Origin of the sequence: Streptomyces sp. MB09-02B (assembly GCF_033794485.1) — a bacterium.
Lineage (GTDB): Bacteria > Actinomycetota > Actinomycetes > Streptomycetales > Streptomycetaceae > Streptomyces.
The window spans coordinates 1-8,432 of sequence record NZ_JARGEE010000388.1; the positions used below are offsets into that span (position 1 = coordinate 1).

An 8,432-nucleotide genomic window follows, 5' to 3' on the forward strand; every position below is an offset into this window, starting at 1 on the left:
TTTTTGCTTGTCTGTTGGGTTCGGAAATGGTTATAAGAGACAGGCCCCGACGCCCCGGGGCGCACCACTTCCCCCAGCAGAGGAGGCCCCATGCTGTACCGCGTCACCTACCGCATCCTCCCCGCCGGAACCGGACCAGACGACTACGAACCCGCCGACCTCGAAGCCGGTGAAGTACTCGTCGACCTCGACGATCCCGAACCGGTCGGCGTCCTCAGCGGCGGCGACGTCCTGTCGTACGGTCCCCACCACCGTGACGTCGTCCAGGCCGTCCACGCCGCCGCCGACCTGAAGCCCGGAGACGAGCCGATCATCCGCGACTGGAACCCCGCCTAGATCCGACGCTCCGCATCCTCCAGCCGGGCCAGGTAATACCCGTGATCGCGTGGAAACCCGGCCAGCGCGGGCAGCGCCTCCCGAAAACCGGCCGCCGCATCGGCCCACCGCTGGCACGCGTACGCCGCATCCGCCGCGTTCAACCGCGCCCTGGTGGCATCCAGCCAGTACAGCCAGCCCGGACGCTCCTCCTCATCCGGCACCCTCAGCGCAAGCCCGTGAGCCTCCTCGGCGAGCCGTACGGCACGGTCCCGCTCACCCAACCGCGCGGCCGCCATCGCCTCCTGATGCACCGCCGCAGCCTCCGCCGCCGGAGACAGCGGGCGCGGGCCGGCAAACCGGGCACCCTCCGCCGTCCTGAGGGCACGCACTGGGTCGCCGTACTCCAAGCTGTAGTGCGCCCGCACGCGCTGCGCCCACGACGCCATGTCCGGATGCCCGCCGTCGACCGCCCACCCGTGCGCGAGATCAATCCACGCCAGCGCCGGACCCCGCTTGTCCTTCTGCCACGCCACCCACGACAGCCAATGCGCATGCTCGGCCGCCAGCAACAGCAGCCGGTCCGCAGCTGGCCCGCTGGTACCGGGAATGAGGGCGGTGACCTGATCGAGCTGCGAACGGACGATCGGCCACAAATCCAGGCCCCCGACCTCGTCCTCCGCGCGACGATGCTGGGCCAGGACGACACCGATCCAGTCGGCGGTCCGCAGATCGGCGCGGCCCGCGGTGCGGGCATGCGCGAGGCGGTCGCGTAGCTCGGCGGATGGCCCCCACTCGTCCAGGGTGCGGTCGCGGGTGACTCCGCCTAGTTCTGTCGGCACCTTCAGGCCCCTTGTGATCCGGGCGACGACGTCGGCGCTCTTGATGTGGTGACGCCCGCGTTCCACGTCGGAGACGTATCCCTGGGTCATGTCCACGAGTTCGCCGAGCCGGCGCTGTGAGATGCCCGCCAGGTGCCGGTAGCGGCGGAAGACCGCGGGCCAGTCGCGGGCCGCCCACGCGGCTCGTAGGCGTCCGTCTGCCCAGGGTTCCTGACCACTCATGGTGACGACCATACGACGCAGGTATACGAAGGTGATATGGGTTCGGGATTCCGTCACTCCCACGATGTTGTCTCGATCACACCGAGTCGGGTCGGGGAGAGAGAGCACGTATGGCCACCACCGCCGTCGAACCACCAGCCGCCAGCCCACCGCTACCCCGCGGCTACGCCTACTGCTGCTGGCACCAGGGCTACGCGTGGGGCGCCCGCCTCGTACGCATCCACGAACAGGGCTCCGCAAACGGCGGCACACAGTTCGCCTGCCCGCCCTGCCGCACCGCCTACGACCTCACACCGATCGCGGACCAGCCATGAAGGCGCCCACGGAATTGCCACCGGTGGAGCAGCTGTCGTACGGCCAGTACAACGGGCTCGCCTGCGTGTGGTGCGGGATACGGCTCACCCAGGGGGCCGTCAGCGCGGGAACGGCCCGCGGCAGCAGCGGCGCCCACATCCTCGACACCGAGGTATACGCCTGCCCCGACTGCGCGGCCGCCCCGGCGCCGTCCCGGCCGCCGAAGGTGAGGAAACCGTGACCTGCGACCGCTGCCACGACCCGATCAGCCCGGGCGAGGAACGCGACTCGTTCATCCCCGAGGCCGCGTCCGGCGTCGTGCCCACCGTGTACATGCACGTCAGGAACTGCACACCGGTGCTACGGCAGACCAAGCAGGAAGATGACGGCTGGCGCCCGGGCTATCGATGAGCCCCTGCCGGCGGGCGCCGCGGATATCAGCCCGCCGGCAGGTGCCGCCCCAAACCGAAGGGGGGCGGCAGGTGACCCGCAGTCGGACGTCCCCCGTCGACGACTGCGGGTCACCGCACCAGATCAGACAGAGGCACACCGAGAGCGTCGGCGAGAAGCAGCAGGTCGTTCAGATCCGGAATACGTGTGGCGTACTCCCACCGGTGGATTGTCCGGTGATCGCGGCCAATTCGTTCCCCGAGCTGCATCTGAGTGAGGCCGGCATGGTGACGGGCGTCGCGGAGGCGTTGCCCGATCTCCCGGCGGCGGGGGGCTACCCAGTGGGGCATCGGGTCCAGTGGCACCCACCCCACGCTGTAGTGATCATGGTTCGATGTCTTTGCCCAGCCGGGCAAATTTAATGATCTTGATGGGGGGAATCTGTAGACAGCCGCAACTTCACCGGGCAGGGAAGTGAGCGGCGCGGAAGCGGCCGGGTACGCGCGTACGCGTCTCCGCACATCCGGCCGTTAGGCGCCAAGACTCAGTCAAAGCGCCCCGCCCCGTCTCCGTTTGGAGGCGGGGCGGTCTACGTTGGACACCAGAAGGCCCCCACCGACTACAGCGATGGGGGCCTCCGCCTGCCCGGGCCGGTCTCCCCACCGGTCACCATGCAGGTACACGAGAGGCGCGTCTCAGGCGCGTGTGGGGAGGCACGCCTGCCCCTCTCGTGCGCGACACTCTACGTGCTTACTGCAGGTAGTCCAGTCCCTCGATCGGGTGAGCAGTGAGCAGATCTGATGGGGATGTGGATTCCATGTGGACTTGGATCATGAAACGGGCCCCCCGTTCGAATGAACGAGGGGCCCGTCACGCCTCTGACCTGCTGTGCAGTCAGTGCCCCCGGCAGGATTCGAACCTGCGACACCCGCTTTAGGAGAGCGGTGCTCTATCCCCTGAGCTACGAAGGCAGGGGCTTGTGGGAAACCTTGTCGGAGATCCAGGTGTGGATCTTCGGCGAGGAGCACAAGCCCGCTGGTCGGACGTGGTGCGACGCTCTCCGTCGGGTCATCTGAGCAGACAACGTCACGGACCAACGGCTGACCAAGGGTAGCTTAGCGGATGTGCGCCAGTGAGGGCCCTCTGTATGGAGGGCTGGAGGTCGGGGCGGCGGGCTGGAGTGCCTCTGATCTGCGGTGCCTGTGGCTTGCATGGTGCGGGTGGTGGACGCTGTGGGAGCCGGGGCCGACGGCCGTCGGACCGTTGTGCTCCCTGTGTCGGCCGGCTTGTGGGGCCGCTTGCCGCTCGCTCGGGGCGCCTGGCATGACAGGCCGCTCCTGCGGAAGTGGGGGCCTCTTGCGCAGTTCTCAGGCGGAGTTCACATGTCGCTGGTGCGGCCGCCAGGACCGCGCCTGCCATGCAGAGCGGGAACGTCGCAAGGTGAGCCGGTAGGGGATTGCCCATGGACATGGAGAGACCAGACGGCGCCGACGGTCCTGGAAAGTGGCTTCGCGAGTGGGTGGCTCGGCGCGAAGGTCGACATGGATGAGGGGAGTTGCTCCTGCATGGGCGTGCGCTAGGGCGGACGGCCGTCTGGGTACGCTCACCACCTCGGGGTGGGCCCCCGGCGAGAACGGCGCACAGGTCAGCGTCAGGCATATCGCCGACCACCCTCTCGCGCGGCCCGCTCCCTCTGGGGACCGCCGGGCGGCGAGGATGACGAGCATGACGATCGTGTTCCGGGTGCCTGCCGGTGGTGCGGAGCGGGTGGGGTTCGCCTACTCGCCGGCGATGGAAGCCGTACTCAGCCTTCATGTGCTGGTGGAGCCCAAGCACCACCCCGTCCAGCACGGCTGGGTGCGTGCGATGCGCAAGCTGTCGCCGGCGCTGAAGCGGGAGATCGAGGCGTTCTCCTACGCGGTGCGCTCGTACTTTCCCGAGTTCCTCTTTCCACGGCCGACCGGTGGCCTCGCGGACTTCCGCAGCGAGCTGGCCGGCCTGCGCACGGCGGACCCGGAGCTGGTGCGGCTGGAGTTCGCCGTCCCGCTGCTTTCGCCGTGGCCGGGCGGCGGCGAGGGCAGGGATCCACACGTGCTGCGGGAACCGGACGTACGCGGCCTGCTGCGGGAGCGCGTCGCACGGGAAAGCGACGAAGCGATGGCCGCGATGCTCCTGGACGACCCCCGCGCCCTCCTCGAACGGTTCCTGAGCATGCTGGAACGCTACTGGCGGGAGGCGTTCGAGGAGGAATGGGCCCGGATCGAACCGGAACTGGCCGCCGGGGTGAGCGAGGCCGGGCACCAGATCGAACAGCGCGGACTGTACGGCATGCTCCGCGGCCTGTGGCCGGAGGTGCGCAGCGACCGGCAGACCGAACGGTTCTGGCTGGAGCGCCCGCACGACCACGAGGTCGCCATCGGACCGGACGACACCCTGCTGCTCGCGCCCAGCGCCTACGTGTGGCCGCACGTACGCGTCAACTGCGACGGCCCCTGGCCCCTCGGGCTCGTCTTCCCCGTCTCCTCGATCGCACGGGAAGCCCGCCCCAGGATTCCGCCCGCACAGCTCGTCGGCACGCTGCGGGCGCTCGCCGACGACACCCGCCTGCGCACCCTCCGCCTTGTCGCCGAACGCCCGCGCAGCACCCAGGAGTTGGCCCCGCTCGTCGGCGTCAGCGAGGCAGCCCTCTCCAAGCACCTGCGCGTCCTGACGGACGCGGGCCTCCTCGAACGCCGCCGCGAGGGCTACTACGTCCTGTACCGGCTCCTGCCCGGGCAGGTGGCCGGTCTCGCTCCCAGTCTGGAGAGCTTTCTGCACGCCACCGACCCCATTGATTAGCCATCTGCCTAATAACTGGATCAGGTGCCCGAGGAGCTCCGACAGTGGCGGCATGTCACTGCTCAGGGATCGCGACTTCCAGCTGCTCTTCGTCGGCCAGGCCGTCTCACGCTTCGGCGACGGCCTGTACACCGCGGCGACCGCCTGGCTGGCCTGGTCGCTGACGAAGGACCCGACGGCCGTCGCCGTGGTCAGCGTGTCGGCGTTCGCGCCCGCGTTCCTGGCCACGTTCGTGTCCGCCTCGTACGCCGACCGCTACGACCGCCGCAAGCTGATGATCGCCACCGATCTGGCCCGGGTCGCCGTGGTCGCGGTGGCCGCGGTGCTGCTGTCCCTCGGCCTGCTGGATCTGCCCCTGCTCGTGGTGACCACGGCGCTGTTGGCCCTGATCGGAGCCCCGTTCGCCCCGGCCCGCAACGCCATCGTCACGCAGATCGTCCCGGCCGACCGTCTCCAGCAGGCCAACGGGCTGCTGCAAGTCGCTTTCCGGGCCGCCTTCTTCGTCGGCCCGCTCATGCTCGCGCCGCTGCTGGCCTACGGCTCCATGCGGGCGGCTCTGGTGGTCAACGGCCTGACCTTCCTGGGTTCGGCGGTCGCCGTGGCAGGCATCCGCGTGACCCGGCCTGTCCTGGCCGCCGGCCAGGTGGGCCTGTGGGCCGATCTCGCCGCCGGGCTCAGGGCCGTGCGGGCCGCGCCCGACGTGCTGGTGGTCATCGTGACCTTCGTGCTCGCTCTCGCTCTGACCAGTGGTTTCCTGACGGTGGGGCTGGTCGCCGTCGTGGGGCAGGGCGGACGCTATGGCCTGCTGCTGGGTATCGCCGGGGTCGCGGAAGTGGTGGGGGCGCTCCTGCTGGCCGGCCTGCGGATGCGCGGACTCGCCCTGGCGGCGGTGCTGGCCTGGGCCCTGCTCGGAATCTTCCGTGCCCCGCTCGGAATCGTCACCTCCACCACCGGGGCCGCAGTGCTCCTGATCGCCACCGGGCTGGCCTCGGCCCTCACGGACATCCCGTTGATCGCGCTGGTGCAGCAGCGCATACCGAGCCGGCATCTGGCGAAGGCGTTGGGTCTGTGGGAGGCCGGAGTGGCAGGAGCCCTGGCCGTTTCCCCGTTCGTGGCCTCGACCACCATCGCACTCACCGGAGTCAAGGACGCCTTCCTCCTCTCGGGCGCCGCCCTCGTCGTTCTGGCCATGACTGCCGCGCTCACCCTGGCCCGCACAGCCAGAGCACGGCGGCTCGGACAGTCGCGCAACGGTCTTTCTCGCTACGAGGCCGAACAACCGGCAGTGGGACGGGAGTCCGTCCGATGACCGCTCAGCGTTTCCGCACCAAGGCGGCGGGGACAGGGGCGGACCTGGGACTGGGCGTGGGCCTGGGACTGGGCCAGACCACGGGCCCAGGTTACGGGCGTCGATCTTCTGCTGGATGCGGCTGTGTGGCGGACAGTTGCTTCAGGAGCCGGACGGTGACGGCGGGGGAGACCAACGCGTCGCCGCGGGCGGCGGCCGCGTTCCGCCTCGTTGATCCCTTCGTCTTCGGAGAACACCGAGGTCAGACGGGCGAGTTCCGCCCACACCTCGCCGGGCCGGACGCCCCCAGGGGCGGGCGTCCTCGCGCAGGACCCGCAGCAGACGGCGCATCGAGTCCAGCGTCTCCGATCCGGAGCGGCTGAAGTGTTCCAGGAGCGGGGTGATCTGTGATGCCGGTGACGTGGTGGGCGACGAAGTCGTGCAGGTCGTTGGCGAGTTCGAGGTCCTGACGCTGACGCTGACGCAAGCGCACGGCGGCGATGTCGCGGGCCTGCTGCTCCTCCAGCAGGCATGCGCGCAGGCCCCAGGCGAGAGTCAGGCCGACGCCAGGTGCCATCACCAGGGAGCCGGTGATGACGCTGTCGCTTTCGTAGTAGATGCCCGACGGCAGCAAGCGCACCGGCATCGCGGGCGCGGCACCGTCCACACCGCACGGGACAGCGGCACCAGCAGAGCGACACTCTCCAGCAGCCCGAACGTGCCGTCCCTGTCCGGGCTCGCCCAGGTGGCCCTGGCAGCCGTGAGGACAGCGAGCCGCCCGCGACGAGCACGGCACGTACCTGCACGCTCGGCCGGCGGGTGGGCCGCGGCAGCGGCAGGCAGGCAGGCGAGCGGGCCGGACACCATCGGCAGCAGGCTCGTCCAGTGGTGACCGGGCACCTCGTTGGCGAACACGTCGATCAGCCTCAGCAGGCTGAGGACGGGCCAGGCGGCCACGATCAGCGACCGGCGCAGCGGCGGAGTCTCGGTGTACACGCTCGGCAGAAGAGGCAGCGGCGATTCTCAGCGGACTCGGCCGAATGGCCGATGCCCGATTCCCACAACCGGCCGTCCGGCCGAGACCGCCGGGTGCCGTACGCCCCGATCGTGGGCGGCATGCATCCGATGATCGTCGTTTTCTCCGGGGAGTCCGCCCGATGAACACTTCCTCCGCCGTCCTGACCGGCTCCGGCCTGTTCAAGTCCTACGGAATGGCCCGCGCCCTGGCCGGGGTCGACATCGGCGTGATGGCCGGCGAGTCGCTGGCCGTCATGGGTCCGTCCGGCTCCGGCAAGTCCACCCTGCTGCACTGCCTGGCCGGGATCGAACGGCCCGACTCCGGCGAGGTGCTCCTGGACGGCGAGCGGATCGACCAACTCCGTGAACCGGCCCGCAGCGAGCTGCGCCGCACCGCCTTCGGTTTCGTCTTCCAGTCCGGCCAGCTGCTGCCGGAACTGCCCGCCGACGAGAACGTGGCGCTGCCGCTGATGCTCGGCGGCACGACGCGCAGGGCGGCTGTGGAGCAGGCTCGGCAGTGGTTCGGGCCGCTGGGTCTGCAGGGCCTGGAAGGCCGGCGTCCCGGGCAGCTGTCGGGAGGTCAGGCACAGCGGGTGGCCATCGCACGGGCCCTGGTCGGCAGCCCGAAGGTGATCTTCGCGGACGAGCCGACCGGTGCGTTGGACCAGGCCACCGGCATGGAGGTGATCCACCTGTTGACGGACGTCAGCCGCAGCCAGGGCGCCGCGCTGGTCCTGGTCACCCATGACGCGAACGTGGCCCGCTGGTGCGACCGCACGGTCCAGGTGCGTGACGGCCGGCTGGCCGAGGCGCACACCGAGGCGCACACCGGGACGGACACCAGGCCCGGGGCGGAGACCAGGCCCGGGGCGAAGGCCGGGCCCGGGACGGGCACCGGGGCCGAGACGAACGCGGGGTACCGGCGATGAGGGCGCTGGACCGCACCACCTGGGCACTGACCTGGCGGCTCACGCGGGCCGGCGGCCGTACTGGCCTGCTCGCCACCGGCCTCGCGGTCGCGGCGGCGGCCGTGTCCACCACCCTGCTCCTGCTGAGCGTCGCGATGAACCTGGGCTTCCAGCACCGCGCGGACCGCACCGACTGGCGCAACCCGGTGGAGTCCTCCCGCCCTGTGGCCGTCGAGGCGGTCGGGACCACCTTCACCCGAGGGGTACCCGTCACCGTCGTGGATGTCGCCCGGTTGTCGGGACGCACCCCTCCCGCCC

General features: G+C 70.3%; 10 protein-coding genes, 1 tRNA gene and 1 pseudogene. 8 read left to right on the top strand and 4 right to left on the bottom strand.

What is annotated here, in order from left to right:
* Nucleotides 1-90: 90 nt before the first annotated feature.
* Nucleotides 91-336, top strand: coding sequence for a hypothetical protein (locus tag P1P70_RS35425; protein ID WP_319245150.1), 246 nt, complete (start codon nucleotides 91-93; stop codon nucleotides 334-336).
* On the opposite strand, the gene P1P70_RS35430 is transcribed toward P1P70_RS35425, so the two are convergent.
* Nucleotides 333-1,391 (bottom strand): helix-turn-helix transcriptional regulator, encoded by a 1,059-nt coding sequence (locus P1P70_RS35430; RefSeq protein ID WP_319245151.1) that lies wholly within the window; start codon nucleotides 1,389-1,391, stop codon nucleotides 333-335. The genes P1P70_RS35425 and P1P70_RS35430 overlap by 4 nt on opposite strands.
* A 98-nt stretch (nucleotides 1,392-1,489) precedes the next feature.
* On the opposite strand from P1P70_RS35430, the gene P1P70_RS35435 reads away from it, so the two are divergent.
* From P1P70_RS35435 to P1P70_RS35445, 3 genes are read left to right on the top strand one after another with little or no spacing between them, the layout of a single operon-like run.
* Nucleotides 1,490-1,693, top strand: a complete 204-nt coding sequence (locus P1P70_RS35435) for a hypothetical protein (protein ID WP_319245152.1) — start codon at nucleotides 1,490-1,492, stop codon at nucleotides 1,691-1,693.
* A complete protein-coding gene (locus tag P1P70_RS35440; protein WP_319245153.1) occupies nucleotides 1,690-1,914 on the top strand; it encodes a hypothetical protein in 225 nt (74 codons plus the stop codon). The genes P1P70_RS35435 and P1P70_RS35440 overlap by 4 nt, the downstream gene beginning before the upstream one ends.
* Complete coding sequence (locus P1P70_RS35445) at nucleotides 1,911-2,084, top strand: hypothetical protein (protein WP_319245155.1); 174 nt, start codon at nucleotides 1,911-1,913, stop codon at nucleotides 2,082-2,084. The genes P1P70_RS35440 and P1P70_RS35445 overlap by 4 nt, the downstream gene beginning before the upstream one ends.
* 110 nt (nucleotides 2,085-2,194) lie before the next feature.
* Here the strand turns inward: P1P70_RS35445 and P1P70_RS35450 are convergent, their stop codons facing one another.
* Both P1P70_RS35450 and P1P70_RS35455 read right to left on the bottom strand, forming a co-directional pair.
* Nucleotides 2,195-2,413, bottom strand: a complete 219-nt coding sequence (locus P1P70_RS35450; protein WP_319245160.1) for a helix-turn-helix transcriptional regulator — start codon at nucleotides 2,411-2,413, stop codon at nucleotides 2,195-2,197.
* Between the two features lie 548 nt (nucleotides 2,414-2,961).
* Nucleotides 2,962-3,034: transfer RNA gene (locus tag P1P70_RS35455), tRNA-Arg, on the bottom strand.
* A 754-nt stretch (nucleotides 3,035-3,788) separates the two neighbouring features.
* Between P1P70_RS35455 and P1P70_RS35460 the strand changes: the two genes are divergently transcribed.
* Nucleotides 3,789-4,901, top strand: a complete 1,113-nt coding sequence (locus P1P70_RS35460) for an ArsR/SmtB family transcription factor (protein WP_319245156.1) — start codon at nucleotides 3,789-3,791, stop codon at nucleotides 4,899-4,901.
* 52 nt (nucleotides 4,902-4,953) lie between these two features.
* Nucleotides 4,954-6,210 (top strand): MFS transporter, encoded by a 1,257-nt coding sequence (locus P1P70_RS35465; RefSeq protein WP_319245157.1) that lies wholly within the window; start codon nucleotides 4,954-4,956, stop codon nucleotides 6,208-6,210.
* A gap of 241 nt (nucleotides 6,211-6,451) precedes the next feature.
* Here P1P70_RS35465 and P1P70_RS35470 read toward each other — a convergent pair whose 3' ends face one another.
* Nucleotides 6,452-6,856 (bottom strand): hypothetical protein, encoded by a 405-nt coding sequence (locus P1P70_RS35470; protein WP_319245158.1) that lies wholly within the window; start codon nucleotides 6,854-6,856, stop codon nucleotides 6,452-6,454.
* Nucleotides 6,857-7,346: 490 nt separating this feature from the next.
* On the opposite strand from P1P70_RS35470, the gene P1P70_RS35475 reads away from it, so the two are divergent.
* Together P1P70_RS35475 and P1P70_RS35480 are read left to right on the top strand one after the other, a co-directional pair.
* The gene (locus P1P70_RS35475; protein ID WP_319245159.1) at nucleotides 7,347-8,135 is read left to right on the top strand and encodes an ABC transporter ATP-binding protein; all 789 of its coding nucleotides are present in this window, start codon (nucleotides 7,347-7,349) and stop codon (nucleotides 8,133-8,135) included.
* Nucleotides 8,132-8,432: pseudogene (locus P1P70_RS35480) on the top strand (ABC transporter permease); the annotation flags it as partial. The gene P1P70_RS35475 and the pseudogene P1P70_RS35480, both read left to right, overlap by 4 nt.

What these genes read in the sequence shown, in the direction of transcription:
- P1P70_RS35425 (WP_319245150.1), top strand. Translation starts at nt 91, where the DNA reads ATGCTGTACCGCGTCACCTACCGCATCCTCCCCGCCGGAACCGGACCA.
- P1P70_RS35430 (WP_319245151.1), bottom strand. Translation starts at nt 1,391, where the DNA reads ATGGTCGTCACCATGAGTGGTCAGGAACCCTGGGCAGACGGACGCCTA.
- P1P70_RS35435 (WP_319245152.1), top strand. Translation starts at nt 1,490, where the DNA reads ATGGCCACCACCGCCGTCGAACCACCAGCCGCCAGCCCACCGCTACCC.
- P1P70_RS35440 (WP_319245153.1), top strand. Translation starts at nt 1,690, where the DNA reads ATGAAGGCGCCCACGGAATTGCCACCGGTGGAGCAGCTGTCGTACGGC.
- P1P70_RS35450 (WP_319245160.1), bottom strand. Translation starts at nt 2,413, where the DNA reads ATGCCCCACTGGGTAGCCCCCCGCCGCCGGGAGATCGGGCAACGCCTC.
- P1P70_RS35460 (WP_319245156.1), top strand. Translation starts at nt 3,789, where the DNA reads ATGACGATCGTGTTCCGGGTGCCTGCCGGTGGTGCGGAGCGGGTGGGG.
- P1P70_RS35465 (WP_319245157.1), top strand. Translation starts at nt 4,954, where the DNA reads ATGTCACTGCTCAGGGATCGCGACTTCCAGCTGCTCTTCGTCGGCCAG.
- P1P70_RS35475 (WP_319245159.1), top strand. Translation starts at nt 7,347, where the DNA reads ATGAACACTTCCTCCGCCGTCCTGACCGGCTCCGGCCTGTTCAAGTCC.